The following is a 23,276-nucleotide window of genomic DNA, read 5'->3' on the forward strand; positions in this document are numbered from 1 at the left end:
ACTTCTAACGGAATGAACGTTGGGTCAGGAGTCGATCTCCCAGTAGAGGTTGCGTGTCTGGGAAAGATGCTTCAGTAGTTGCACGAGAGAGTCGGCGTCGCTACCAGGTGGAAGGTCGACCGCTAGATAGGTGACATGAAGCCATTCGTGAGGGAGTCCGGTTTCGGTCACCTTGATCTGGAGGAGTTTGCGGACCCGCTCGCGGTCGTCCTGGTTCTTCATGACGAGAGCGACGCGAATGGTCTGGTGGCCGGACTTGTGCACCACCGTGGTCACGAGTTGGTTGTCGTCGACGGTGACCACATCTCGGTGGCAGATGCCCTGAGTGAAGAAGGGAAGGCAGGCCACCTCGAACGTGTCCCCGGTGAGCCTGCGTACGCCGAGCTGCTCGCGCCATCCGTCCTTACGGTCAGACAGGTCTGCCTGAATCATGTGGTCGATGAGGTCCTTGCCGATCGGGTCCTCGTGCGTGATGAGGGTGATGGGGTGCCTCCCGTAGCCAAGTGCCGATCCCCTGATCCTGCAACAGCCGTCTGGGCTGGCACACGGCGGGATGTGTTCAGCCGCCGCCAGCAGATGAGTGCGCATCCCAGGGTCAGGAAGGCTTCGTGGATGTCGTCGCGGATCTCCCAGCGGACCCGCAGGCGGCGGAACCAGTGCAGGTGGGCGAGGCGCGCTCGACAACCCACCGTTGGGTTCCGAGTCCGGAGCCGTGTTCGGTGCCGCGTCGCGCGATCAGTGGCTTCACGCCGAGCGCGCGGACAAGGCGGCGGTACTTGTTGTGGTCGTAGCCGCGGTCACCGAGCACGACGTCGGGACGGCGCCGTGGCCGGCCGCGCCTGCCCCTCACGGGTGGCACTGCCTGGAGCAGTGGGATGAGCTGGGTGATGTCGTTGCGGTTGCCGCCGGTCAGGGTGACGGCGAGCGGGATGCCGGTGGCATCGGTGATCAGACATCCGATGGGGTTAAGCGGTCAAGCTGCGGCAGTGAGTATGGGCTCGAGGCGGGAGGGGAAGGCGATGGTTTCGTCATAGTGGACTTGCTTGGCGAGGCAGTGGTGCAAGCACCCGATCATGCGGTTGAAGAGATTCCGCAGGGCGGAGATGTGCCGGTCGCCGGTGGTGCGTCTGCGGTCGTAGTGAGCTCTGGCGCCTGCTGAAGCCGTCAGGGACGCGAACGACCAGACATAGCCAGCAGCAGCGAGACGCTGGTTCTTGATCCGGCGGGCCTCGACGGAGACACTTTTGCCGGATGCCCGGGTCACTGGTGCTGCTCCGGCGTAGGACTTGAGGGCCCTGGCATCGGCAAAGCGGGATCGATCGTCTCCGATCTCGGCGAGCACACGGGCGCCGGTGAGGGAGCCGAGTCCGGGGAAGCTGGTGATGATGTCGGCGTCCGGGTGTGTCTCAAAAGCTTCCACCGCGGCTTCGGCGAGCTCATCTGCGCTGGTGCAGGCGGCGTCCAACTTCCGGAGCAGTGTCAGGGCCTGGTGGCCCATCACGTCTTCGACCAGCGGGAGTTGGCGCATTTGTGGGGCCCGTAGGACCGCTTGCAGGCGCGTGACCTCGGCCTCGATCCCGCGTTGCCGTCCGGCCCTTTTCAGCGCGGCCCGCAGCTGGGTCTTGGTCAGCAGGGCGGCTCGGCCCGGGGAGGCTGCGGCTGCCAGCAGCGTGCGAGCGGCGGATGAGCACAGGCCGCCGAGGATCGGCTGGACGGCGGCGAGATAGCCGGGGAAGTATTCGCGCAGGTGGGACCGCAGTTTGTTGGCAGCCTGGGTGCGGTCCCAGACCGCGTCCTGCTGGGCGCGAGCCAAGACGGCGATGGCCTCGGCGAGTTCGGTGTCGGCGGGCAGCGTCCGGTGTGCTGCGGTGTCGGTGCGCAAGATGTTGGCGAGGACCATGGCATCGAAGTGGTCCGACTTCTTGCGCGCGACGGTGTGGCGGTCACGGTAACGGGACGCTGCCATCGGATTGATTGCGTAGACGGGGCGGTCGGTGGCTCGCAGGCAGGCCACCAGCAGTCCTCGCGACGTCTCGATGGCGGCTGGTATGCGGGTTTCGGGGGTGTCTCCGTGCTCGGCCAGGAGGTCCAGCAACTGCTGGAGGCCGGCGACATCGTCAGCGATCCTGGCCCGGGCCACAAGCATGCCGTCGGCATCGACGAGGGCAATGTCATGGTGGTCGCTGGCCCAGTCGATACCGCAGAAGATCTTCATGTGGTTGTCTCGAGTCCTTCCTGGCAGTTGCACCTCTCGCCTGCTGGTCATAGCCGTGGAGGCACGCAACTCCCTAATTGGAAGGGCTCTGACGGCCCAGCATCCGATTAGCAGTTCGTGACCCCAGCTACCCGCGAGGTCCTCAGTCTTTTCAGGAGCCTGAAGGCTCCCGGTGAGCTGGGAGGTGTTCCTCGCGAGCGGCTCAGACCACGAACATCCTCGCCTCGATCGCGTTCGTGCCGCCGCCACGACACGAGGCTGGTGAACCCGTCTGATCAAAGGGCTCCGGGCCCGGTGGTGCTTCAGGCTTCACCAGCCTCGTAACTCACCATTAGGTGGTGTTTGCTGCCGGTTCTGCCCCGATCGACAGGGGTTCATCCAGTCTTGGGCCCCCTTTAGCGCCCGGATATGGGAGCCGTCGACCGCCGCCCGGGAGAAGTCCAGGACGTCCGCACTGCGGAGCTCGGCCAAGAGCGTTTGATGGAGCCTGGGCCACACATCGGCCTCGGTCCACTCGGCGAGGCGGCGCCAGCAGGTCATGCCCGAGCCGAAGCCGAGTTCCTGAGGCAGGTGTTCCCAGGTGATCCCGTTGTGCAGGACGAACAGGATGCCCTGGAACACCAGCCGGTCCGGATGCCGCTTCCGCCCGGGATGGCGAGTGCGACGTTCGACTTTCGGCAGCAGTGGTTCGATCACCGCCCACAGTTCGTCCTCGACATGCCACGGCTTCGGCCGAGCCACCTCACACCCCCGGATCGATGCTCCCGGAGCGATCCAACCACCTCGAAGATCATTTCGTTAGGAGTTCTTAGAGGGTGTCTCACGTGACTTGATGTTCGTGCGGCATGCTGCCGGTCGTCGGTGCTGATCCATCGAAGCGTCAGGTTCCTGATGAACTCCGGGAGCCGGCCTCCCCGTTGCCGCCGTCGTTCGCTGCTCGTCCGCAAGGTGGTGGGATCGCTCCGTGTGACGAGTGGGTCGTGTTCACGGCAGTGGTCTACGGGCTGACCAGCGAGCGGTTGTGCCTGGCGGCGTCTGCCGCCGACGTTCGGTACGTCGCCCGCCACCGCGCATCGCCGCTTCACGGTATGGAACGAGGCCGGCCTGTGGCGTCGGCTGCACCGGCGGTGCTGGACGAACTTGGGGCCCGCGGTGAGGCGGACCAGCCCTCGGCGATCGTCGACGCGGCCTCCGTTCGCGTCTCAAAGGGGGATCGCTGACTGGGCCGGACCGGGTCGATCACGGCCAGAAGGGCAGTGAGCTGCACGTGCCGTCCGATGCCCAGGGCATCCCGCTCGCTGCCTCCGTGTTCGGCGCGGACATGCACGAGCGCCTCGCCCTCAAACCGCTCATTCGCGGCATACCCGCCGTCCGGTCCCGCCGGGGATCATGGCGGCTCCGACCCGTCGAACTCCGTGCGGACAAGGCGTACTTCTCCGCCGAACATCCGGCCTGGCTGCGCGAGCGCGGGCTCGTCGCGCGCATCGCGCGGCCCGGCATTGAGTCCGGCGAAGGCCTTGGGTGGCACCGGTGGAAGATCGAACGGTCGATCGCCTGGCTCTTCGGCTACCGCCGCCTCACCGTCCGATACGAACGAAAGACGCCCTTTCAGAACACTCTCTTTCAAAGCGCTAGGCTCACCACCAGCATCGTGGCGAGCGGCCAGCGGACAGCTTTTCTTGACGAAGCAGTCACCTCGGCCCACACAGCAGACATCGAGGCGCTCGCACGTGAGGCTGCGGTCCTCTATCTCGAAGACTCCGCAGCGACGCGGCACGAACGGTCCGTGGCGACCGCAGAGAGCCGACTCGCCGGGCTGCTGCGCCAGATGGCCGAGTACATGGGCAGGGCACCCAGCGTCTCCGACGGCGTGGCTCGCGCCACGGTCACCGCTCTCGATGCGAAACCCGGGGACTGGCCCGGCATGCGACGGGAGCAGAATCGGCAGAAGGAAGTCGCGGACGCCGCCGGGAACCACGCCCTGTATCTGGCGGCTGCCACCGCCCTCGCCGTCGTGGCAGAGATGCTGGCCGCCATATCGGCGGTGGTTGCCTTTCAACGGGCCGGCTTGTGACCGATCGGACGCCGGGCGCCATGACCGTCGCGGCTGCGTGCCGGGCGGCGAACAGGGCGGCCTCCGCCGGGCTCTCAGGGGTAGGCATGCCGCTCACGCCCCCCAGTGGTCAGGCAGCGGCGCATCGTCCGGCACCGGGCGTGGGCGCGCTTCAGGGCGGTGGTGTCGTCCGGGCGGAGCTGGAGTTGGAGCCATGCGCGGTTGAGGTCGGCCTGGCAGTGCGTCTGGTGTTCAGCGACGGCCGCCGCAGGTCGCTCCGCGCGGCTTCGTGCGGCTCGTCGCCGTACAGGCCGCCGGGCAGCGGCTGGACGCGGGAGAGTACGGGAGGGTCGGCGGGGGAGGACTGGTCGGTCATGCCGGTTCTTCCGGGAGGGCGATGTCGGTGAGGTGGGCGGTCTGGCCCCAGTGGGCGAGCCGCAGATGGCGTCCGTCGCCCTGCCAGTGCGTGACGGAGGCGTTGGGGACCGGCGGCAGATCGTGGGGGACGGGCGCGCCGAGACCCGACAGCACGTAGTGCAGGGCGATGACGACCGAGTCGTGGGCGACGACAAGGACGCGGCGCCCGGCGGCCGCCCCGGCCAGTTCGGTGGTGAAGCTCCGCACGCGCAGCGCGACGTCGGCGAGCGCTTCGCCGCCCGGAGGGCGATAGGACCACTCGCCCAGCAGGGCCCGGCGCGCGGCTTCCTCAGGCGCCCGGGCCGCCAGCGCGCGCGGCGGGTGAAGCTCGAAGACGCCCATTTCGCGATCGCGCAGCCGCTCGTCGACGAGCATCGGCACATCCGCCGCCGGTCCGGCCATCGCGTCCCAGCTCTGCAGGGCCCGCGTATAGGGGGAGCAGACCACCAGGTCGGGCCCGGTTCCGGGAGTGTGTCCGGCGAGCCAGCCGGCCAGCGCGCGGCCCTGGGCCTGTCCCAGCGCGGACAGCGGAACGTCGCTGTCGCGTCCCGCGACCGGCAGATCGGCGGAGCCGGTTCGTTCGGCCTCGGCGAAGGCGACGTTGGCGGTGCTCTGCCCGTGCCGGACTGCCCACAGCGCGGCCACCGCGGACGACGGCAGCAGTGCCGGGCCGTGTCGGTCGTCCCGGCCCGGCACAGCCGTCGGCACCGCTGACTCGGCCTCGCTCCGTGCATCGCGGTGTGGCGCGGACATGCGGCCTCCCGTGGTCGGTTCCCTCATGATCATGGCCCGGTTCTTCCGTTCCCGGCCAAGGAATTGCCTTCGGACCGTCGACTTTCGGGGCGGCGGACGGTTCGGTCCGGCGCCCCCTACCGGACGCTGCTGGTGCTGCTGGCCGCCGGGCCGGGCCGCGGAGGGCTGACCCCTCTGGACGCCGGGGAGTCAGCGCCGCAAGCCCCTTTCGCCCTTCGAGAGGCGAGCCGGGCAACAGACACGGTGCCCCGGCATGACGCAGCCCCCGCAGCGGGCTGGAGGTGCTTTTGATCCCCGGCCGTGACGTGTCTACGGCTTCGAGGTCGCCTGCACGGAATTTCACGCTCGCCTTCGCTCCCGTCCGGGCGCTGCGAGACATGCGCCGCGGAACGCGCTACGCCCCGTCGTTGCCGTCGCGCAGGGAATGAATCATGCTCTGCAGGATCCGGAACGCGGCTGACTGCTCCGCCTCGGTCATGCCGCCCAGCATTCTGACCTCGACGGACCGGACCGCGACGGTCGCCTTCTCCAGGCTCCGTCGGCCGCGAGGCGTGAGTCGCGCGGGAAGAACCTTTCCTACGGGCGCCTCCGCAGGCCTGGTCACGTAGCCGTCTCGTTCCAGGGCCTGGAGCAGCACGTTCATCGACTGCCGTGTCACGAACGCGCCGCGCGCCAGCTCGGAGTTCGACAAGCCCGGCCGTTGAGCCAGCAGTTCGAGGCAGGAGTAGTGCGTCACGCTCATCCCGAGTGGCCGCAGCACCTCCTCCATGGCTGCGCGCAGGGCGCTCGACGCCTCTTTCAGCAGGTAGCCCAGTGATTTGTCCAGGTCGACGCCGAAACCGTTTTGACTCATGTCAGCATTCTGACATACGTTGGCTTGTGTCAGGAATCTGACACGAAGAGAAGGAGCAGCATCATGCCCGCCACCGGCCCCGACTTCATCTCGCTCCAAGCGCGCGACCTCGACGCTTCGCAGGCGTTCTACGAGCAGTACCTCGGCCTCGTCCGCTCGCAGGCCGGTCCTCCGCACGCCGTGGTCTTCGAGACGAAGCCGATCGCGTTCGCACTCCGCGACGTCGTTCCCGGCACCGATCTCGCATCCGTCGCTCAGCCCGGCATCGGTGCCGCGATCTGGCTCCACGCCACCGAAGTCCAGGACATCCACGATGCGCTCGTCGCCGACGGTCACACCATCGTCTCCGCACCGATCGACGGCCCCTTCGGCCGGACATTCACCTTCGCCGACCCTGACGGCTACCAAGTCACTCTCCACGACCGCGCCTGACAAGCCACACGCCGACGACGATCACCATTCCCCGTCCGAGCGCGTACCCGGCACCGGAGGCTCAGCCCCTCCCTCACGTCAGATCGAGCGCGCGCTATCAAGCCGGAACGGTGGCAACCTTCGACCGGGTATGAACCTGTGAGGCGATCACCCTGCCGCCGTCGGCGCGCGTGAGGGCGAGCAGGGGCGGCGAGGGCGGCCGGCTCAGCGCCGGCCTCCGGTCCCCCGGGACCGGACGTCTCGGGCGTCAGCGCGGAGGGACCGGGCCGCTGAGCGACCGTGCGAGCCGTGGCGGCTTTGCCCACGACGCCGAGGAGGAATGAGCAGAGTGCCGGTGGTCAGCCGGCGAAGGGCATGGGACCGAAACGGCCCCATGCGACGAAGGCCGCCAGGGCGAGGTAGATCAGGTCGCCGGTGATCGTGGCCTTCTCGCCACGACGCAGACGCATGGCGACCGCGCAGGCGAACAGCAGCACAAGTCCGGTAGCGGCCAGCGGCACCAGCACCGGCGCGATGTCGAGCACCGCGGGCAGAATCAGGCCGACCGCAGTCAGCAACTCGACTGCGCCGATGGCCTTGAGAGCACCGGGGCTGAACTCCAGGACCCACTGCGCAGAGGAGCCCACCGCAGCCAGCTTCTCCTGCGGCACGAACATCTTGGAGCTGCCCACCAGGCAGACAGCGGCGAGCACTCCGGCGATGGTCCACAGCGCGATGTTCATCGTCAACTCCCTGATCGAGGACTTCCGCACCCGAGACGAGGCAGTGACTCGGCCTGTGACATGGCCGAACCCGGACAGCGCAGAGACATAGGCACACCGCGGCATGTCACAGGAGTGAGGGCTGCCTCGTCTCGGGGTTGAAGGCATCGACGAACGTGGAGGAGCACCCGATGGACGCGCGATTGAACTACTTCGCCAACCCGACCGCCGGCAAGGCCCTCAAGTACTTCATGTCGGCCGGCCGGGAGCTGAAGGCATTGCCGCTGTCAGCCACGACGCAGGAGTTGGTGGCGCTGCGCGTGAGCCAGATCAACGGCTGCGCGGTCTGCATCGACATGCACACCAAGGAAGCCGCCGCGGCCGGCGAGAGCCCGGTGCGGCTGAACCTGATCGCGGCCTGGCGGGAAGCGACGGTCTTCACCGAGGCTGAACGCGCCGCGCTGGCATTGGCGGAGCAGGGGACCCGGGTCGCGGACACGGCCACCGGGGTCAGCGACGACGTGTGGGAGCGCGCCGCCCAGCACTATGACGAGGATCAGCTCACGGCCCTCGTCCTGCTGGTCTCGTTCATGAACGCGGTGAACCGGCTGAACATCATCACCCAGCAGCCGGCCGGCGAATACCAGGTCGGCCAGTTCCACTGAACCGCCACCACCACCGTCACCGCACCCCGGCTCGGGGCCGGGACGTCATGATCAAGGTCGTCAGGTCTCGTCGGCGCGGGTCCGGCCGGGCACTCAGATCTAAAGGGGGAGTCGGCGTGGGCAAGGTCGAGGAGTTCGAGGAGTTCGAGGAGCTACGACCGCTGCTGTTCTCGATCGCGTACCGGATCCTGGGCAGCGTGGGCGAGGCGGAGGACGCGGTGCAGGAGACCTGGCTCCGCTACGACGCCTCGCCCACCCGGCCGGTGTCGGTCAAGGCGTTCCTGTCGACCACGGTGACCCGGATCGCCATCGACGTGCTGCGCTCCGCCCGGGTGCGGCGCGAGGAGTACGTCGGACCGTGGCTGCCCGAGCCGCTGTTGGACGATCCGTACGAGGACCCGGTCCGCGCGGCGGAGCTGGCCGACTCGGTGTCGATGGCGGCGCTGCTGCTCCTGGAGCGGCTCAGCCCGCTGGAGCGGTCGGTGTTCGTGCTGCGGGAGATCTTCGCCTTCGGCTTCGACGAGATCGCCGCGGCGGTGGGACGCTCGGAGGCGGCGTGCCGGCAACTGCTCGTACGGGCACGCCGCCACATGCAGGAGGGACGGCCCCGGTTCGAAGCGGACCGCCAGGAGCGGCAGGAGCTGGCGCGGCGGTTCTTCGAGGCTCTGGCGCAGGGAGACGTGGACGGACTGCGGAGTCTGCTGTCGGCCGATGTCCAGCTCGTCGGGGACGGCGGTGGCAAGGCCCCGCAGCTGGCCAGGGCCGTTGCCGGCGCCGAGAACGTGGCCAGGCTGCTCGCCACCGTCTACCCGCTGATGGCGCGGGTTGACATCACGTTCGAACGCCACGAGGTCAACGGCCAGCCGGGCGCGCTCTTCCGCGACCGGGACGGCAAGGTCCTCCACATCCTCGCCCTCGATGTGCTCGGCGGGCAGATCCAGACCATCCGCTCGGTCATCAACCCCGACAAGCTCGGCCACCTCGGCCCGGTCGCGGACGCCTGGGCCGTTGACCGGGAAGTGAAGCAGATCCGCAAGCGGACGCAGTGACCCGCTGTCGCGAGCGCATGCCGCACCCATCCAAGCGGCCCACGCTCCGGCCTGGAAGGATGCGGCCGAGCGTCCCGGCGGTCGGCCGCACCGGCTCATGGGCGTGGCTCGGTGTCAAGGGTTCGTGGGCGGGCGGCAGATGGTGTGTGTTCGATTCCCGCCGTGTCCGACTGTTCGGCGTCGGGTGCCACCTTGCGGTTGAGGAGGGGCAGCGCGAGCAGGGGAAAGATGATCACGGAGAGCAGCCCGGCGGCGACCAGTGCGGACGCGTTCTCGGGCCGTATGGCGTCCAGTTTCAGGCCGATGGTCGCCGCGGCCACGATGACCGGCAGTGATGTGGCCTGGAGCAGAGCGCCGGCCGCGACGTCCGTCCAGGAGAGTCCGGCAGCGCGGTACAGCAGTGCCGGAAGGCCGCGGACCAGCAGCAGCGCGGCCAGGAACATCGGCACCCGCAGGACGGTCCCGGCATCCTCGAACAGGGCGCCGAGGTTGAACTGGATCCCGCTCGTCACGAAGAACACGGGAACGAGGAATCCGTAGCCGAGGCCGGCGAGCTTCATGTGGAACCGGGGGTGGGACCGTTCGGCGTCCGGGTCGACCAGTCGGAGGACGGCACCTGCGACGAACGCCCCGAGGATGGCCTCGAAGCCCAGGTGGAGCGCCATCGCCGAGAGCCCCACGACGAGCAGCATCGCCAGCCGGATGCGGATCTGGGCGCTGGTGTCGGCCAGTCGGTCGAGGGTGTTGGTGAGCCAGGCCCACTGTCCGATGCGTACGGAAGCCGCGACGATGAGCGCCGAAATCCCGGCCAGGGTGAGGAGCAGGAGGATCTTCGAGCCCGCGCCCGAGCTTTCTTCCGAGAAGAGCAGCGACAGAAGGACGACGGCTCCGACCTCGCCGGCCGATGCGCCGCCGATCGTCAGCTGTCCCACCGGCCGGTCGATCGCCCCGGAGTCCTTGAGGATCGGGACCAGCAGTCCCAGCGCCGTCGCCGTGAGGGCGGTGCCGATCAGCAGGGGACTCTCGACGAGTCCGGCGATGTGCATGAGCCAGCCGACCGTGGCCGCAAGCGCAGCCGAGGCGAGAAGGCCCGTGCCGATCAGCCGCGCACGGGGCCCGCGGAGCTGCTGGATGTCGATCTCCAGGCCGGCGAGGAACAGCAGGAAGCCCAGGCCGATGACCGAAAGCAACTCGACGGCGGTATCGGCCTCGACGACGTGCAGTACGGCCGGGCCGAGGACGATGCCCGCCAGGATTTCGAGTACCGCTCCGGGGAGGGGAAGCCGGGGGACACTGGCGAGCAGAAGCGGTGCAGCGGCCGCTATGGCCAGCACGATCAGGAGATTGTCGTAGCCCATGGGGGACTCCAGTGGCGAGGGGGGTGTGGTCCGTCAAATCGACGGGCCGTAGCGTGGGTGCTCCCACAGACAGACAGCCGGAGCCGTGCACGGACGGGGACCCGCCCGGACCGTGCGGGGTGCGCTCGGCACGGCACCGTGGCGAAGCCGGGGCGGCGGCCCGGTGGGTACGTCTCCGCGCGACGCGAGCTTGCGGCCGTTCGAGCCTGCGGCCGTTCGGGCTTGCGGGGCGACGCCCGCGAACTCCCCCCTTCCTGCTGGCCGTTCGGACGGTGTGACACGGTTTTGGGAACCGGTTCCCAAGATCCGGCCGCGCGTTGACACTCTATCAATCTTGCATTTGAGATGCATATTTAAAGAGTGTGACGCGTACCCCCATGCCCCTGCGTGCGTACGCCCGATCGCCCAGCGTGTGAATGACAGATGCAGCTGATCCGGCTGTCACAGATCAGCGCTCCGCATGGTCGTCATGGATGAGCACCGACCACCTTCGAAGCTGAGGTCCCTCATCTTGAGCACCGAAAAATCCACCACGTCTCCGTCGTCGCCGAAGAAGACCGTGGCCCGTTCACGACGCGGCGCGAAGCTCGGCTTCATAGCCCTCATCGCGCTGGTCGTGGCCGTGCACCTGGGGTTGGGGGGACTTCTGCTGGTGTCCGGTCCATGGAGGCACTGGGCCGTCGGAGCCGTCCTGGCAGCGATCCTGGCGAAGGCTGCTTTCGTCCTCGGCCGCCTCGTCATACGCCGCAACAAGGCCCGCAAGGCCTGCTGACCGCGTAGGAGCCAAGCCCGCACGAGTTGACCCAAGAGTCCAGCACTGTAATGCCACGCATCACACTGCATGGCCTTCCGCGCCAGGTGAGGGACGGATCGGACCTGGGGGAGATGCCAGGGAATCGAGCTGCTGGTGCAGTAGGCGGGCTGCGAGTGTGATGGCCTCCTGGACATTGCTCGTGACGAGAAGAACGTTGCCCTCGGTGACAGGGTAGGCGGATACGCCGAACTCCCCAGCGGCGGCGCCGATGACGGGGAATCGCTCGCCTTCGCGAGCGTCGAAGTCATCCGTCAGAGAGAACGTGAGCATGCTCGTGGAGAGCTCGGGATACATCCTGCGCAGGAGCGGATGCCGGCTTGCGGCCTGGAGAAGGATCCACATCGATGGGGTATAGGGGTCCGAGTCGGAGTGCGGCGGGCGGAACTGCTGCAGCAACTCCTCCCACACCGCCTGCGGGCTGCGGGGTGGTGCCTCTGAGTCTGGCACTGCATGGTCCTCCTGTGCGGAGAGGCGCTGACGCCGCGGGCGAACCCGTTCAGGATCGCTGCTGACCGCCGCGGATGTCCCTCGTCGACGCGTTCCGCACCCGCGACCCCGGCACCAACACCCCGGTGCGCCCCCGCACCGACACCCCGGTTCGCCCCCGCACCAGTACCCCGGTACCGGTCCCCGCCCGGATTCGGTCCTGTGGTGCCGTCGCCGGCCCGGAATCCGCTCGTAGCTTGGCCACGGAGGCGGGCTGAAGATCCGGTCCCGGCTCTCTCGTAGTGATCCTCTTCTCCTGGTGGGAGTACTTGCGTGGCCACCTTCCTGTACCGCCTGGGCCGGCTGGCCTTTCGGCGGCGACGACTCTTCCTGAGCCTGTGGATCGTCGTCCTCGCCGCTGTCGGTGTCGGAGCCGTCAGCAGTTCCGGAACGACGACCGACGACTTCACCCTGCCCGGCACCCAGTCCCAGAACGCGATCGACCTGCTGGAGAAGGAGTTCCCGCAGGCGTCCGCGGGCGGGGCGACCGCGCGGGTCGTGTTCGAGGCGACCGAGGGGCAGAAGCTGACCTCCGCCGAGAACAAGTCCGAGATCGCCGTGCTCGTCGCCGAGTTGAAGGCCGCGCCGCAGGTGGCGAGCGTCTCCGAGCCCTTCTCCAGCGGGCGCGTCAGCAAGGACGGGACCATCGCCTACGCCCAGGTCACCTACAAGGTGCCCAAGGCCGATCTCACCGACGCCGCCGGCGATGCGCTGGACAAGGTCGCCGAGGAGGGGAACGAAGCGGGGCTGAGCGTCAGTCTCGGTGGCAACGCCGTGCAGGAGAAGGCCGCCAGCAAGGCGGCCGAGCTGATCGGTCTCGTCGTCGCGGCCTTCGTCCTCGTCATCACCTTCGGCTCGCTCCTCGCGGCCGGACTGCCGCTGGTGACTGCGATCTTCGGAGTCGCGGCGGCGGTGTGCGGCATCACCGTCGCGACCCAGTTCGCCGACATGGCCTCCGCCTCCTCGACGCTCGCGCTGATGCTCGGGCTGGCCGTGGCGATCGACTACGCCCTGTTCATCGTCTCCCGGTACCGGTCCCGAGAACTCGCCCGCAGAGTGACGCGGCCTGCTCTGGGGTCGCCGGCGAGCCCGCCCTCGCGTGACACGGCTCGGCCGTGGACGACGGACCCGGCCTCACGAGTGCCTCGGTTCTCTGGCGTGAGCCTGGCGCAAAAGTGGATAGGGTGATCCGATTGCTAGACTGCGGCCCATGAATCGCTCCCAGGACTCCGGCACCCCTGTCGGCCAGCCGCTGCGCAGCGATGCCGAGCGCAACCGGGAGCGGATCATCGCCGCCGCGCGCAGGATGTTCGCGCGCGACGGCCTGAACGCCTCGATGGCCTCCGTTGCGCGCGAGGCCGGAGTGGGGATCGCCACCATGTTCCGCCGCTTCCCCACGAAGGAGGAACTGGTCGCCGCCGTCTTCGCCGACCGGATGGACGCCTACGCGGACGCGGTCGCCGCAGCCCTGGAAGACCCGGATCCCTGGCACGGGTTCGTCGGCTACATCGAGGCGGCCTGTGCGATGCAGGCTGCCGACTATGGCTTCGCCGACGTGCTGACCATGACCTTCCCCACCGCGAAAGCCATGGAGAAGCGCCGGAACGAGGCGTACGAAGGGATGGTGCGGCTCATCGGCCGCGCCAAGGAGACGGGCCGGCTGCGCGAGGACTTCGACCCCTCGGACCTGGTGCTGATCCACATGGCCAACGCCGGCGTCGTCAATGCCACGGGCACCGCCGCCCCCGACGCCTGGCGCCGCGTCGTGGCCCTGTTCATCCAGTCCTTCGAGGCCCCGTCCCGTGGCCCTCTGCCTCCCCCACCCGAGCATGAGGCTCTCTACCGGTCCATGCTCCGAGCCAGTCCGCCAGGCGAGGCAGCCCCGCCACCGGACAGCCTGAACAGCTGACTTACAACGACAACGGAAACCACCGCTCCGCTGCATCGGCAGGGTGCCGGGGTTGCCGATACGACGCGAACCGGCCCTGCAGGTGGGGCTGTTGACGTCCTCGGAGGGGGTGTAGCCGTCGCGGCCGCCCTCGGAAGACCTCGCGATACAGGGGCATGGCGGCCAGCGCCAGCGGGACGCCGGTGACGGTGTGGATCTTCTGGATCAGGGGGGCGGCCGCGTTGAGGTCGTCGAAGGTCAGTCCCTCCTCGTCGCGCATCCGGGCCAGGGCGTCCTTGAATGCCGCGACGAGACGTACGGCGCGGGGGTTGACCAGTGCCAGGTCGACGCAGGACGGATCGGTGGTCGTGGCCATGTCCGACTGCTCCTCGAAGGAGAGGGGATCGCTTGGCGGCAGGCATAGACAGGCATCGGTAGGCCGCGGGGTGTCAGAGCGTGAAGACGAGCTCGGCCTGGTCGCGCTTGGTCGTGTGCAGGTCCCAGTAGACGGGGGAGATCTGCTCGGGTTGGGCCGTCGGGAAGTCAGGGATGACCGACATGCCGATCGAGACGTCGATGCCGACGTGGGCGGCCTGGATGCCGGTGCCGTCCAGTTCCTTGTGCAGGTTGATCGCCCAGTTGCGCAGCGCCGCGGCGGCGGCGTTGACGTTGCCGACCTGCGGGACGGGATCGATGGAGCCGGCACCGGTGGTGTAGAGCAGGGTGCCGGCGCCGGCCTCGCGCATCGAGGGCAGTACGGCCTTGGTGGCGGCGATGGCGCCGTAGAGCTGGAACTCGATCTCGTGCTGTACATGGGACGGGTCGGTCTCGGCCGGGGTGGTCAACGTGGTGCCCCCGAACGTGCCGACCGGCGAGTACTCCAGGACGTCGATCCCGCCGAACCGCGTGGCGGCGTCCTTGAGCGCCTGGGTGAGTGCGTCGCGGTCGAGTACGTCCGCGGGGAAGGCGACGGCGGTGATGCCCTCGGTGGTGAGGGTGTCCACAAGGCCGTCGAGCTTCGCGCGGTTGCGGGAGATCAGGGCGACGTCGAAGCCCCGGGAGCTGAAGGTCCGAGCGATGGACAGGCCCAGCTGGGGGCCGGCTCCGATGATGGCGATGCTGGTCATGGCAGGTCCTTCCGGTGAGTGAAGTGTTGATGAATCGAATAGATGGATAGCCCTATCCGTTTCGGTGGTGCGAGCGTAGCACGCGAACTGGATAGGGTAATCCGGTTGCGGGTCGGCGAGGCGGTTGATCGAGGTCTCGCATGACCGCGCGGTGAGTGATGCGAGGCTGCTGGTCGCGGAGGCCGTTGAGTCACATGTCCCGGCGCGCTGCGAGGGGCATTCCGTGGAGGTCGTCGTCCGCGACCTCGGGCCGGACCGGCGCGAGGCCATGTCCGACCTGCCTCGGCTCGCGACCGCCGTAGCGTTCCGCCTGACCGCTTCAACCCCTTCCTCCAGGCCGAGTTCACCCGCGGAAACACCGGTGGTACGACCCTGTTCGAGCAGCAGCGTGAACATGGCGACGAGGGCTGCCACTCACCCTCACGCACCACCTCCGCACCGTCCACGCCGGCCCCGCACCCACGGCCCGGCCGAGTTACCCCGGCCGCGCCGGATCGCCGGCTGAATCATGCAGACACGCGAGAGCCTGTCGCGTCGCGATGCCGCCGGACTGGACGAAGTGCGGCTCGCCTGCCCGGACATCGCGGCAGCCTGCGACTTCGCCCGCGCGCTCACCGACCTGCTGCGTCACCGCCGCGGCTTCCTCCTGCACGATAAGACCGGCTTGGCGCGCTCGGCCCGGTCCTCACAGTTTCACCGCCTCCACCCCGGCCGGGGAGGATCTTGCCGGAGTCGAAACTGTGGCCTTGGGGCGGACGGTAAGGGTGCCGTTCACGCCCTCGGCGGGCCCGCCGCCGCACTCCGGCGATGATGCGTGACTCCTGGTCCGCCTGCCTCCGGACAGTCGCTCACACGCCCGCTCGCGACATCGGAGAAATGGCTCTGACCTGGTGTTTTTCCGGGATTCGCCTAGCCTGGGAAGGTCTACTGGACACCATCGGAGGGGACATCGTGGGCGAGGAAGCCACCGGGTACGACGCCAGCCACATCCAGGTATTGGAGGGGTGGGAAGCCGTTCGAAAGCGGCCCGGAATGTACATCGGCTCAACAAGTGAACGCGGCCTGCGCCAGATGGTGTTCGAGATCGCAGACCGAGCGGTGAACGAGGTTCTGGACGGCTGTGCCACCGCCGTCGACGTCACTCTCACGTCCGACGGCGGCGTGTGTGTCGCCGACGACGGGCCGGGCATTCCCATCGACGAGACGGGGCCCGCCGGCGATCCCGGGCTCGAAGCCCTGCTCACTCAAATGCAGGCCGGACCGGGAGCCGGAGGCCGCCACAACGTGACGCTCGGCTTCTGCGGCTTGGGGCCCGCCGTCGTCACTGCCTTGTCGCAACGGATGACGGCCGAGGTGCGGCGCGGGGGAGCCCGATGGGTCCAGGAGTACGCGCGCGGCGTGGCCACCACCCCGCTCACCGAGGCGGGGACGGCGACCGGAAGCGGCACCACCGTTGCCTTCTGGCCTGACGCCGACATCTTCGGAGCCGCAGAGTTCTTGTTCGACGGACTGGCGGAGAGATTCAGGGAACTGGCCTTCCTGAACCAGGGCTTGGAGATCTCCCTGACCGACCTGCGCCGCCCGGATGAGTCCCGTTCGGTGCAGCTCCGGTTCCCGGGCGGGGCGCGGGACTTCGTCGCTTTCCTCGACGGCCACTCGGCGGCGTCCGCTCCCACGGACGTCATCGCCTTCGAGCGCGAGGACCCTCGGATGGCGGGGACGATGGAGGTGGCCTTCCGCTGGTGCAGCTGCCCTGAGGAGCGGGTACGGAGCTTCGCCAACAGCTGGCCCACCGCCGACGGTACGCACGCGGCGGGCTTCCGCGAAGGGATGACGGCCGCAGTCACCGCCTACGCGCGGGAGCAAGGGCTGCTGACAGCTAAAGACCCCGACTTTGGCGCCGATCGGATCGGCGCGGGCGTGACGGCGGTCGTGTCGGTGAAGCTGGACCGTCCCGAGTTCGGGGGCTCCACGCCGGGCGTGCTGGGCAACGCCGAAGTACGCGACTGCGTCGGACAGGCCGTCCAGCACCATCTCGGCAGGTGGCTGAAGGAAGACCCGGAGCGGGCCGCAGCCGTCATCGACCGGATCGTCCAGGGTGCCCGCCGGGACTGACCAACAACGAATCGCCCTGCCGGTCCAGCCCAGCCAAGCAGCAGTTCTGGCAGCCCATTGAGGCAGCCCGCAATCAGGCGTCCAACCCGAGCGACGGCGAAGCGGTCGCTCGCGAGGTGACCTCGCTGGTGGCCTCCCGGTCGGCCGAGGAGATCGTCGCTGCTGAGCAGGTGCTGTGGGACCTGATGGTTGACTCTTGCACTAATCCTCTCTGGGTCGCTGCCTACATCGCCAACGGCGGGTGCTCTGACGATGGCTTCGACTACTTCCGCGGCTGGCTGTTTGCTCAGGGCCGTGGAGTCTTCGAGCGCGCAGTCGCTGACCCCGATGCCTTGGGAGAACTGCCCATCGTTCAAGCCTCCGCGGCCGGCGGCATCGACCTGGACGGTGAGGACATGCTGGGCATCGCCAGGCCGTTGGCATTACCTTCGTTCTCGTCGACCGGAGTGCCGGGCGGATCGTCGCCTGCTCGGCAGGTCGAGGGCCGGCGCAGGGGTGCTCTCTGGCACGGTCCGACCCCGGCCCGCCCGTCACCGCGTTGCGAGATGTGCCGTGCGACCGCGTCTCGGGCTCGGTGTGATGGCCGACGGACCTGTTCTGCGCCAACGACCTGTTGTCCTGGGCGTACTGCGAGCCTCGTGCGAGGCGGGAGCGCGGGTGCCTGACGGCAGGGCTGCAGACGGGATAGACCGGATACGGCGACATCGCATGCGCGGTGTCGGCCAGGCTCGCCCCTTGGGGGCACCCGACTTTCACCTTGCCGGTGGCTCGTCTTTTGGTCGTCAGCGCGGTGTGATGCCGTCGAAGGCGATGTCGAGGAGGCGTTCGCCGGCGTCGGGGGCGAACTCTACGACGGCCGCGATGGTGTTGGCCATCATGAGCAGCTCCACCGGTTTGATGTCCGCGCGAGCCGTGTCGTGTCGGTGGGCGTCGGCGAGCAGTTCGGCCGTCGTCGCGACCAGCGGGTCGTGCCAGTGGCAGATGAGGTTCTTGCTCTCGCCGGCGGTGTTGAGCGTGGCCGAGGCCAGGCCCCTGCGGGCGGTGAGGTGCTCGACGAAAAGGCGCATCCAGGCCTTGAGCGCCTGGCCGTTCCCCATGCTCTTCAGGAGTTGGCGGGCGGCGTCGGTGAGCGCGTCGATCTCGGTGGAGTACACGGCGACCAGCAGTGTGTCCCGGGTGGGGAAGTGCCGGTAGAGCGTGGCGTTCCCCACGCCGGCGCGGCGCGCGATGTCGTCGAGCGGAGCATCGGGTCCGTACTCGGAGATGGCTTTGCGGGCGGCGGCCACCAGCAGGTCGTAGTTGCGGCGGGCGTCGGCGCGCAGAGTCCGGGGGGCCATCACTCGTCACCTCACACTCGTCGCACTCACTAAACGGGGAATCCTCCGGATAGGGTAGCGTCGAGCTAACCGGGGAATTCCCCGCTTCTCTGATGTCGAAAGGGCCTCGTCATGTCCTCCACCATCGAGTCCGAGCTCATGGCCGTCTGTACCGCCAACGCCGCCGGCACCGACCGGCTGGACCGCGAGCTGATGCTGTCGGCGTTCCACCCCGACGGGCGGCTGGTCGTCCCGTCCATGGACTTCGTTGCGGAGGGGCACGAGGAGGTGGGCAAACTCATCGAGTTGCAGGCGCAGTTCGACAAGACCTTCCACTTCATCGGCAACTCCCGTTTCGACATCGCCGAGAGCGGCGACGCCGCCACCGGCGAGATCTACGTCCTCGCCCACCACCTCAAGGACGGCAAGGTGCGCGTGTCCGTCATCCGCTACCACGACGTCTACAGCCGCCAGAACGGTAAGTGGGGGCTCGACGAGCGCACCGTGAACATCGACTGGAACCACACTCACGAAGCGATCGGGTCCGTCCTTTAGCACCGCGACGGAGGGCCTCGCGGAGGCGCGATCGCGGGCGGGGTCGGCGGTCGCAGGCTGCTCAGGTCTTGCGGCCGGAAAGCGGCCGAGCCGTGGAAGGGTGGCGGGCGATCTCGGTCGGGTGAGCCATGCCGAGGTGGGCTGGGACCCGGTGCCCGAAGCCTCCTGCCAGTGGATGCAGTGGATCCAGGGGGTCCGGCGGATCGGGTGGGTCGTTGACCTCGATGGGCCGTACGCGCGAGAGGCCCGCGGCATGCTGGCCTGGTCCGGTTGACCTGCCTCACACCTTCCAGGCAACTGCCCCATACCTGCCCCATGCCTGCCCCACGCCCGTTCCTGCGGTCACCCGGGGCGGTCGATGGCGTCGTCGAACGGCGGGGCCTGCCGCGCAAGTGAACACATGGGACATCGACCGAGGAGAACGTGTCATGGCTCATGGCGGCAACACCGATGTGGTGCTGAGCTTCTTCGAGAGCTTCAACGCGGGCGACGCCGAAGCGGCGTTCGCGCTGCTGGACGATCAGGCGGTGTGGTGGGTGCCGGGCAAGCCCGACCGCTTCCCCCTCGCCGGCGACTACGACAAGCGACGGCTCGTGCAACTCCTTGGCGCGGTCGGACAGACCATGCCGAACGGAGTGGAACTCAAGGTCACCTCCACCACGGCTCAGGACGACCGGGTCGTGGTCGACGCCGAAAGTCACGGGGTTTCCGCGGCCGACAAGGTCTACGACCAGCGGATCGTCTACGTCTTCCAGCTGCGCGACGAGAAGATCGTCCGCGTCAGGGAATACCTCGACACCATCCACGCCGTCGACGTACTGGTGACGAACTAAGGGCTGCATCAAAAGTGCTGGTTGCGACGCTGTGGCCTGTGTTTCTATGCCCGAGTGAACATCGAGAGCTTCGGGGTGCCGGACGAGAGGCCGAGCCGCTGGGTCCGGCAGAGGGCTGACGGCGATGTCGAGGAGTGCGTGCGCGTCCTCGCGGAGGTCCATGCGCGCGACGGCTATCCGGTGAACTGGCCGGATCAGCCCGGCGAGTGGCTGTCACGCGGTCCGCTGCTGGGCTCCTGGGTTGCCGAACTCGAAGGCGGCCTGGTGGGGCATGTCAGTTTGTCGGAAGGCGGCGCAGGCGATCTGGCCCCGATGTTGTGGAGTAAGCGGAACGGGGCGACACGGGGTATGACCGCCGTGGTCAGCAGACTGTTCGTTGCCCCGCAGGCGAGGGGACATCGGATCGGTGCACTGCTGATCGGCCAAGCAGTGGAGGAAGCGCGGCGTCGTGACCTGCATCCGGTGCTCGACGTCGTCGCATCCGATACTGCCGCGGCAGCCCTGTATGAGCGGCTGGGCTGGGAGCTGATGGCCACAGTCGAGCAGCGGTGGAGTCCGCACCAGACGGTGGCCATCCGCTGTTACGCAGCACCATCGTGACGTGGTCGGTCTATAGCCACTCGTTGATGGCCGCGACGAGTACGGTCGCCTCGTAGCGGACCGCGAGCTTGTCATCCCTTGTAGCCACGGCCCGGTGCCCTTTCGAGGCGATTGACGCCGCACTCGACTGAGTGCCGAGCTTCGTAGTCCTGTGGCTCGCACTTCGGCGGCCGGCCGCCGTGCGAACCGCGTTTGTTGCAGTTGCCGGACTGGTCATCCTGGTCGGACTGGTCGGCCTTGTCCGGGATGGTGCCGCGGAACCCGCGCGGCCGCGGGTAAGCGCGGTTCTTCCGGGAGGCGTACGCCTTGTCGGCCCGCACCCGATCGGGCCGCGTGCGCGGCCCGCCCGGCCCAAGACGCGGGACACGGATCTTGTTCAGGACAGCCTCGAACTGCGGGGAACCGCTCCGCTGCCTGGCCGTGATCACGATGGACATGTGCTTCCGGCCCTGTTCGACGGCCCGGTGCAGTCTTTTTGGTGGCCAGGCCGCCGCGCGAGCGCCCGAGCGTCCGAGCCTGTGGTCGTCCGGCTCGACGGTGACGCCGCCAGGCGGGTCGTCCGCCCGTGCCTGTTGGTCGGAGAAGATCGGATGCCAGGTGCCGTCGGCGGAACAAGTCGTACACCCGGCCCCACGGTCCGTTACTCAGCCGGCAGATCCCGCCCCGGGATGGATGCCGGTGCGGACCCGGAACCGTATCCCGTCGGGCAGCCGCCGCTTGGCCCAAGTCGGCGGCCGTCCTGGCTTCTTGCCCGTCGGCAACAGCGGTTTCAGCGCCGCACATTGCTCGCGTGCTCGGTGCGGAGCGCGCCTACGCCAACCCGTACACCGACGTGGAGGTCTGGGCCGACTTCACCCATGACACGGGGGTGACGGTGAGTCGCCCGGCGTTCTGGGACGGCGGACCCACCTGGAGGGTCCGATTCGCCTCGCCGCTGTCCGGCGGGCGCTGGACCTGGCGCACCCACAGTTCGGTCGCCGACTCGGGGCTGGACGGCCGTACAGGCGAAGTCGAGGTGCGGCCGAGGGCGGTGGACTCCCCGAACCCCTTTCTGCGCCACGGCTTCTGGCGGATGTCCCCGGGCGGACGGAACCTGGTGCACGCCGACGGCACCCCCGCCCTGCTCGTCGCGGACACCGCCTGGGCCCTGCCCTGGCGGGCCACCGAGGACGACGTACACATCTATGCGGCCGACCGTGCGGCCAAGCGCTTCAACGCGGTGCTGCTGATGAGTCTCCAGCCCGACATGGACGCCCGCAGCCCGCAGGACCGGACACCGCCGACGAGGGCTTCGAGGGCTTCGACGTCGCCTTCGAGGATCTGCGAGACGGTCACCTCAACAGACCGCGCCACTCCTACTTCCAGTACTTCGACCGATTGCACGCCGTGCTGCTGGAACACGGGATCACCCCGGTCCTGCGACCGGTCTTCCAGGGCTTCGGATGGAAGGGGCTGCGCGCGGTCGGCGCGACGGTTCCGCCCGCCGAGTACGCGCGCTACTGCCGTTACCTGCTCGCCCGTTACGGCGCCGCCCCGGCCGTCTGGCTGGTCGGCGCGGACGGCAGCGGCAGCGAACCGCAGATCGCGGCGGGCAGCCGTGAGATCGAGGAGTGGGACGCGTACGGGCAACCGACCGGCGTCCACTACCGCCCCCACGCCCGCAACGACGCCCACCAGGACGCGCCCTGGCTGGACTTCCAGTGGTGCCAGACCGGTCACCGGGGCGAACATGTCCCCGAACGGGTCGCCGACATGTGGCGCAACCTCCCGGCCAAGGCCGTCGCCAACGGCGAGCCGACCTACGAGAACACCGGTCGCCTCGGCCTCGCGGCCGACTGGTGGCAGGGCCACGAATCCTGGTCGAACCTGTGCGCCGGAGGCACGATAGGCGTGGTCTACGGTGCCGCCGGACTATGGCAGTGGCGCCTCCACCCGGCCGAACCCGGCCACCAGCCCTTCTTTCTCGCTCCGGACGCCGGGTGGCGCGAGGCGCTGGACTTCGAAGGATCACGCCACGTCGGCATGGTCGCCCACATCCTCGCCGGGCTTCCCCTGGCGGACATGAGACCCGACTGGCAGCTCACCTTCGCACCACGCGGCCTGTCCGCGCCCGGCCGGCTCTACCTGAGCTACGCCGAACACGGGGGCCCGCTCAGGGTCCACCCCGACACGGATCACGACGTCCCCCGCCCCTACCGCGTCTACGACCCACGCACCGGCGAGATCACCGGCAAGGGCCACCGGCAGCGAGGGGAACTCGTCATCCCGGACGACGGAGGAGCTCCACGCGTTTTCGTCTGCTGCGCCGACTGGGCGGCGGACGCGCCCTGAAGGCCGACGAGGAGGCCGGATCCGTGGTGCGGCGGTAGGTGTCGGAGGCGAGGAACAGCGCTGCCGCAGCGAGTTTCTTTGGCCGGCCAAGACGGCCCGGAGGACGCGGGTGCCCAGGGGGGTTTGCGGGGAGGGTCTGCGGGTCGGGCCGGAGGTCGATCAGTAGCCGCGGCGCCACGCGCACGTGCGGATGTCGATGACCGGGGCGTCGGACGGCCTGTCGCATTCCGGTTGCGCGTCGGCGCATGCCTTGGTCGGCGGGGAGGCGCAACCGGTGTCCGGACGTAGCCGGAACAAGCTTCGTCCGGCTGTGGCACCGCCGGGTGATGCAGGGCGGTCCGTTGAACCCGGTGCCGGAGCGGCCGGAGGCTGCGGGTGATCAGCGGGGCGGGACCAGGCCGTGGGCGATCATGCCGCGCTGGAAGTCGTTCGTGCCGCCGCCGCCGACGATGACGACGTACAGGATGGACAGGCGCAGGCCGTACGCGAAGGCCCCGCCGCCCGGCACGCCGGGCACGCCTGACCCGCCTGGCCCGCCGGGTACCGATGCCGACATCGCGGCATCAGGGCCGAGGACATCCGCGACAGCCTCGCCGAACCGCTCGGCGAGTCCACCGCCACCGCGTGCTGCACCCTTGGCCTGCCTGCCTACCTGCCTACCTGCCTGCCTGACGGGTCGAGCGGCTGAAAACGTTTCAACAGCCTCGAAGTTGCG

The 23,276-nt window shown here is 68.7% G+C and carries 27 protein-coding genes and 4 pseudogenes; 15 read left to right on the plus strand and 16 right to left on the minus strand.

The genetic code is table 11. From position 1 onward, the window contains the following. Positions 1–24 precede the first annotated feature (24 nt). The 4 genes and pseudogenes from ACWCPF_RS32505 to ACWCPF_RS32520 all read right to left on the minus strand — a co-directional run. Positions 25–588, minus strand: coding sequence for a DUF4265 domain-containing protein (locus ACWCPF_RS32505; RefSeq protein ID WP_451048689.1), 564 nt, complete (start codon positions 586–588; stop codon positions 25–27). Then, positions 555–952, minus strand: a pseudogene (locus ACWCPF_RS32510) (IS5 family transposase); the annotation flags it as partial. The pseudogene ACWCPF_RS32510 and the gene ACWCPF_RS32505, both read right to left, overlap by 34 nt. Before the next feature lie 21 nt (positions 953–973). Continuing rightward, positions 974–2,215: an IS110 family transposase gene (locus tag ACWCPF_RS32515; protein ID WP_451048690.1), complete on the minus strand. Its 1,242-nt coding sequence runs from the start codon at positions 2,213–2,215 to the stop codon at positions 974–976. A gap of 377 nt (positions 2,216–2,592) precedes the next feature. After that, positions 2,593–2,956: pseudogene (locus ACWCPF_RS32520) on the minus strand (transposase); the annotation flags it as partial. Positions 2,957–3,241: 285 nt separating this feature from the next. Between ACWCPF_RS32520 and ACWCPF_RS32525 the strand changes: the two are divergent. Then, positions 3,242–3,475 (plus strand): annotated as a pseudogene (locus tag ACWCPF_RS32525) (hypothetical protein); the annotation flags it as partial. After that, positions 3,432–4,289: a transposase gene (locus tag ACWCPF_RS32530; RefSeq protein ID WP_451048760.1), complete on the plus strand. Its 858-nt coding sequence runs from the start codon at positions 3,432–3,434 to the stop codon at positions 4,287–4,289. The pseudogene ACWCPF_RS32525 and the gene ACWCPF_RS32530, both read left to right, overlap by 44 nt. A gap of 151 nt (positions 4,290–4,440) precedes the next feature. Here the strand turns inward: ACWCPF_RS32530 and ACWCPF_RS32535 are convergent, their stop codons facing one another. The 3 genes from ACWCPF_RS32535 to ACWCPF_RS32545 all read right to left on the minus strand — a co-directional run bounded on the left by ACWCPF_RS32535 (position 4,441) and on the right by ACWCPF_RS32545 (position 6,291). Continuing rightward, entirely contained in the window at positions 4,441–4,644 is a 204-nt protein-coding gene (locus ACWCPF_RS32535) for a hypothetical protein (protein ID WP_451048691.1), read from the minus strand. Continuing rightward, positions 4,641–5,438 carry a histidine phosphatase family protein gene (locus tag ACWCPF_RS32540; RefSeq protein WP_451048692.1) on the minus strand — a complete coding sequence of 266 codons (798 nt, stop codon included), beginning with the start codon at positions 5,436–5,438 and terminating at the stop codon, positions 4,641–4,643. Before ACWCPF_RS32540 ends, ACWCPF_RS32535 begins: the two co-directional genes overlap by 4 nt. 394 nt (positions 5,439–5,832) lie before the next feature. Continuing rightward, the gene (locus ACWCPF_RS32545; RefSeq protein WP_451048693.1) at positions 5,833–6,291 is read right to left on the minus strand and encodes a MarR family winged helix-turn-helix transcriptional regulator; all 459 of its coding nucleotides are present in this window, start codon (positions 6,289–6,291) and stop codon (positions 5,833–5,835) included. A 63-nt stretch (positions 6,292–6,354) separates the two neighbouring features. Between ACWCPF_RS32545 and ACWCPF_RS32550 the strand changes: the two genes are divergently transcribed. Continuing rightward, the gene (locus ACWCPF_RS32550; protein WP_451048694.1) at positions 6,355–6,723 is read left to right on the plus strand and encodes a VOC family protein; all 369 of its coding nucleotides are present in this window, start codon (positions 6,355–6,357) and stop codon (positions 6,721–6,723) included. A gap of 338 nt (positions 6,724–7,061) precedes the next feature. Here the strand turns inward: ACWCPF_RS32550 and ACWCPF_RS32555 are convergent, their stop codons facing one another. Then, positions 7,062–7,445, minus strand: coding sequence for a DoxX family protein (locus tag ACWCPF_RS32555; RefSeq protein WP_451048695.1), 384 nt, complete (start codon positions 7,443–7,445; stop codon positions 7,062–7,064). 170 nt (positions 7,446–7,615) lie between these two features. On the opposite strand from ACWCPF_RS32555, the gene ACWCPF_RS32560 reads away from it, so the two are divergent. Then, entirely contained in the window at positions 7,616–8,089 is a 474-nt protein-coding gene (locus ACWCPF_RS32560) for a carboxymuconolactone decarboxylase family protein (RefSeq protein WP_451048696.1), read from the plus strand. A 116-nt stretch (positions 8,090–8,205) separates the two neighbouring features. Beyond that, positions 8,206–9,138 carry an RNA polymerase sigma-70 factor gene (locus ACWCPF_RS32565; protein WP_451048697.1) on the plus strand — a complete coding sequence of 311 codons (933 nt, stop codon included), beginning with the start codon at positions 8,206–8,208 and terminating at the stop codon, positions 9,136–9,138. A gap of 95 nt (positions 9,139–9,233) precedes the next feature. On the opposite strand, the gene ACWCPF_RS32570 is transcribed toward ACWCPF_RS32565, so the two are convergent. Beyond that, positions 9,234–10,496, minus strand: coding sequence for a cation:proton antiporter (locus ACWCPF_RS32570; RefSeq protein ID WP_451048698.1), 1,263 nt, complete (start codon positions 10,494–10,496; stop codon positions 9,234–9,236). Between the two features lie 511 nt (positions 10,497–11,007). Between ACWCPF_RS32570 and ACWCPF_RS32575 the strand changes: the two genes are divergently transcribed. Further along, entirely contained in the window at positions 11,008–11,268 is a 261-nt protein-coding gene (locus tag ACWCPF_RS32575) for a hypothetical protein (protein WP_451048699.1), read from the plus strand. Positions 11,269–11,328: 60 nt separating this feature from the next. Here the strand turns inward: ACWCPF_RS32575 and ACWCPF_RS32580 are convergent, their stop codons facing one another. Then, positions 11,329–11,706, minus strand: a complete 378-nt coding sequence (locus tag ACWCPF_RS32580; RefSeq protein ID WP_451048700.1) for a DUF6193 family natural product biosynthesis protein — start codon at positions 11,704–11,706, stop codon at positions 11,329–11,331. 363 nt (positions 11,707–12,069) lie between these two features. On the opposite strand from ACWCPF_RS32580, the gene ACWCPF_RS32585 reads away from it, so the two are divergent. Together ACWCPF_RS32585 and ACWCPF_RS32590 are read left to right on the plus strand one after the other, a co-directional pair. Further along, positions 12,070–12,984, plus strand: a complete 915-nt coding sequence (locus tag ACWCPF_RS32585; RefSeq protein WP_451048701.1) for an MMPL family transporter — start codon at positions 12,070–12,072, stop codon at positions 12,982–12,984. Positions 12,985–13,006: 22 nt separating this feature from the next. Beyond that, complete coding sequence (locus tag ACWCPF_RS32590; RefSeq protein WP_451048702.1) at positions 13,007–13,705, plus strand: TetR/AcrR family transcriptional regulator; 699 nt, start codon at positions 13,007–13,009, stop codon at positions 13,703–13,705. Between the two features lies 1 nt (position 13,706). Here ACWCPF_RS32590 and ACWCPF_RS32595 read toward each other — a convergent pair whose 3' ends face one another. Beyond that, positions 13,707–14,060, minus strand: a complete 354-nt coding sequence (locus ACWCPF_RS32595) for a hypothetical protein (protein ID WP_451048703.1) — start codon at positions 14,058–14,060, stop codon at positions 13,707–13,709. A 73-nt stretch (positions 14,061–14,133) separates the two neighbouring features. Next, positions 14,134–14,811 (minus strand): SDR family NAD(P)-dependent oxidoreductase, encoded by a 678-nt coding sequence (locus ACWCPF_RS32600; protein WP_451048704.1) that lies wholly within the window; start codon positions 14,809–14,811, stop codon positions 14,134–14,136. A gap of 951 nt (positions 14,812–15,762) precedes the next feature. Here ACWCPF_RS32600 and ACWCPF_RS32605 point away from each other — a divergent pair. Both ACWCPF_RS32605 and ACWCPF_RS32610 read left to right on the plus strand, forming a co-directional pair. Further along, positions 15,763–16,926, plus strand: coding sequence for an ATP-binding protein (locus ACWCPF_RS32605; protein WP_451048705.1), 1,164 nt, complete (start codon positions 15,763–15,765; stop codon positions 16,924–16,926). Continuing rightward, entirely contained in the window at positions 16,854–17,591 is a 738-nt protein-coding gene (locus ACWCPF_RS32610) for a DUF4240 domain-containing protein (RefSeq protein ID WP_451048706.1), read from the plus strand. Before ACWCPF_RS32605 ends, ACWCPF_RS32610 begins: the two co-directional genes overlap by 73 nt. Before the next feature lie 117 nt (positions 17,592–17,708). Here the strand turns inward: ACWCPF_RS32610 and ACWCPF_RS32615 are convergent, their stop codons facing one another. Further along, positions 17,709–18,263, minus strand: a complete 555-nt coding sequence (locus tag ACWCPF_RS32615; RefSeq protein ID WP_451048707.1) for a TetR/AcrR family transcriptional regulator — start codon at positions 18,261–18,263, stop codon at positions 17,709–17,711. A gap of 111 nt (positions 18,264–18,374) precedes the next feature. Here ACWCPF_RS32615 and ACWCPF_RS32620 point away from each other — a divergent pair, with 111 nt between their 5' ends. From ACWCPF_RS32620 to ACWCPF_RS32630, 3 genes are all read left to right on the plus strand, one after another. Continuing rightward, a complete protein-coding gene (locus ACWCPF_RS32620; protein WP_451048708.1) occupies positions 18,375–18,797 on the plus strand; it encodes a nuclear transport factor 2 family protein in 423 nt (140 codons plus the stop codon). 428 nt (positions 18,798–19,225) lie between these two features. Continuing rightward, complete coding sequence (locus ACWCPF_RS32625) at positions 19,226–19,630, plus strand: nuclear transport factor 2 family protein (protein ID WP_451048709.1); 405 nt, start codon at positions 19,226–19,228, stop codon at positions 19,628–19,630. A gap of 138 nt (positions 19,631–19,768) precedes the next feature. Then, complete coding sequence (locus tag ACWCPF_RS32630; protein WP_451048761.1) at positions 19,769–20,230, plus strand: GNAT family N-acetyltransferase; 462 nt, start codon at positions 19,769–19,771, stop codon at positions 20,228–20,230. Positions 20,231–20,301: 71 nt separating this feature from the next. On the opposite strand, the gene ACWCPF_RS32635 is transcribed toward ACWCPF_RS32630, so the two are convergent. Then, positions 20,302–20,667 (minus strand): hypothetical protein, encoded by a 366-nt coding sequence (locus ACWCPF_RS32635; RefSeq protein ID WP_451048710.1) that lies wholly within the window; start codon positions 20,665–20,667, stop codon positions 20,302–20,304. Between the two features lie 395 nt (positions 20,668–21,062). Between ACWCPF_RS32635 and ACWCPF_RS32640 the strand changes: the two are divergent. Continuing rightward, positions 21,063–21,419, plus strand: a pseudogene (locus ACWCPF_RS32640) (DUF5060 domain-containing protein); the annotation flags it as partial. Here the strand turns inward: ACWCPF_RS32640 and ACWCPF_RS32645 are convergent. Beyond that, positions 21,413–21,631: a hypothetical protein gene (locus ACWCPF_RS32645; RefSeq protein WP_451048763.1), complete on the minus strand. Its 219-nt coding sequence runs from the start codon at positions 21,629–21,631 to the stop codon at positions 21,413–21,415. The pseudogene ACWCPF_RS32640 and the gene ACWCPF_RS32645 overlap by 7 nt on opposite strands. Here ACWCPF_RS32645 and ACWCPF_RS32650 point away from each other — a divergent pair. After that, a complete protein-coding gene (locus ACWCPF_RS32650; RefSeq protein ID WP_451048711.1) occupies positions 21,608–22,561 on the plus strand; it encodes an apiosidase-like domain-containing protein in 954 nt (317 codons plus the stop codon). The two genes, ACWCPF_RS32645 and ACWCPF_RS32650, sit on opposite strands and share 24 nt — an antisense overlap. Before the next feature lie 379 nt (positions 22,562–22,940). Here ACWCPF_RS32650 and ACWCPF_RS32655 read toward each other — a convergent pair whose 3' ends face one another. After that, positions 22,941–23,078, minus strand: a complete 138-nt coding sequence (locus ACWCPF_RS32655) for a hypothetical protein (RefSeq protein ID WP_451048712.1) — start codon at positions 23,076–23,078, stop codon at positions 22,941–22,943. Positions 23,079–23,276: the final 198 nt, after the last annotated feature.

The organism is Streptomyces sp. NPDC001858 (assembly GCF_053594615.1).

Coding starts and splice junctions, on each gene's coding strand:
- ACWCPF_RS32535 (WP_451048691.1), bottom strand. CDS start 4,644: ATGACCGACCAGTCCTCCCCCGCCGACCCTCCCGTACTCTCCCGCGTC.
- ACWCPF_RS32505 (WP_451048689.1), bottom strand. CDS start 588: ATGCGCACTCATCTGCTGGCGGCGGCTGAACACATCCCGCCGTGTGCC.
- ACWCPF_RS32515 (WP_451048690.1), bottom strand. CDS start 2,215: ATGAAGATCTTCTGCGGTATCGACTGGGCCAGCGACCACCATGACATT.
- ACWCPF_RS32615 (WP_451048707.1), bottom strand. CDS start 18,263: ATGGCCCCCCGGACTCTGCGCGCCGACGCCCGCCGCAACTACGACCTG.
- ACWCPF_RS32590 (WP_451048702.1), top strand. CDS start 13,007: ATGAATCGCTCCCAGGACTCCGGCACCCCTGTCGGCCAGCCGCTGCGC.
- ACWCPF_RS32540 (WP_451048692.1), bottom strand. CDS start 5,438: ATGTCCGCGCCACACCGCGATGCACGGAGCGAGGCCGAGTCAGCGGTG.
- ACWCPF_RS32620 (WP_451048708.1), top strand. CDS start 18,375: ATGTCCTCCACCATCGAGTCCGAGCTCATGGCCGTCTGTACCGCCAAC.
- ACWCPF_RS32560 (WP_451048696.1), top strand. CDS start 7,616: ATGGACGCGCGATTGAACTACTTCGCCAACCCGACCGCCGGCAAGGCC.
- ACWCPF_RS32635 (WP_451048710.1), bottom strand. CDS start 20,667: ATGTCCATCGTGATCACGGCCAGGCAGCGGAGCGGTTCCCCGCAGTTC.
- ACWCPF_RS32595 (WP_451048703.1), bottom strand. CDS start 14,060: ATGGCCACGACCACCGATCCGTCCTGCGTCGACCTGGCACTGGTCAAC.
- ACWCPF_RS32570 (WP_451048698.1), bottom strand. CDS start 10,496: ATGGGCTACGACAATCTCCTGATCGTGCTGGCCATAGCGGCCGCTGCA.
- ACWCPF_RS32625 (WP_451048709.1), top strand. CDS start 19,226: ATGGCTCATGGCGGCAACACCGATGTGGTGCTGAGCTTCTTCGAGAGC.
- ACWCPF_RS32545 (WP_451048693.1), bottom strand. CDS start 6,291: ATGAGTCAAAACGGTTTCGGCGTCGACCTGGACAAATCACTGGGCTAC.
- ACWCPF_RS32550 (WP_451048694.1), top strand. CDS start 6,355: ATGCCCGCCACCGGCCCCGACTTCATCTCGCTCCAAGCGCGCGACCTC.
- ACWCPF_RS32555 (WP_451048695.1), bottom strand. CDS start 7,445: ATGAACATCGCGCTGTGGACCATCGCCGGAGTGCTCGCCGCTGTCTGC.
- ACWCPF_RS32600 (WP_451048704.1), bottom strand. CDS start 14,811: ATGACCAGCATCGCCATCATCGGAGCCGGCCCCCAGCTGGGCCTGTCC.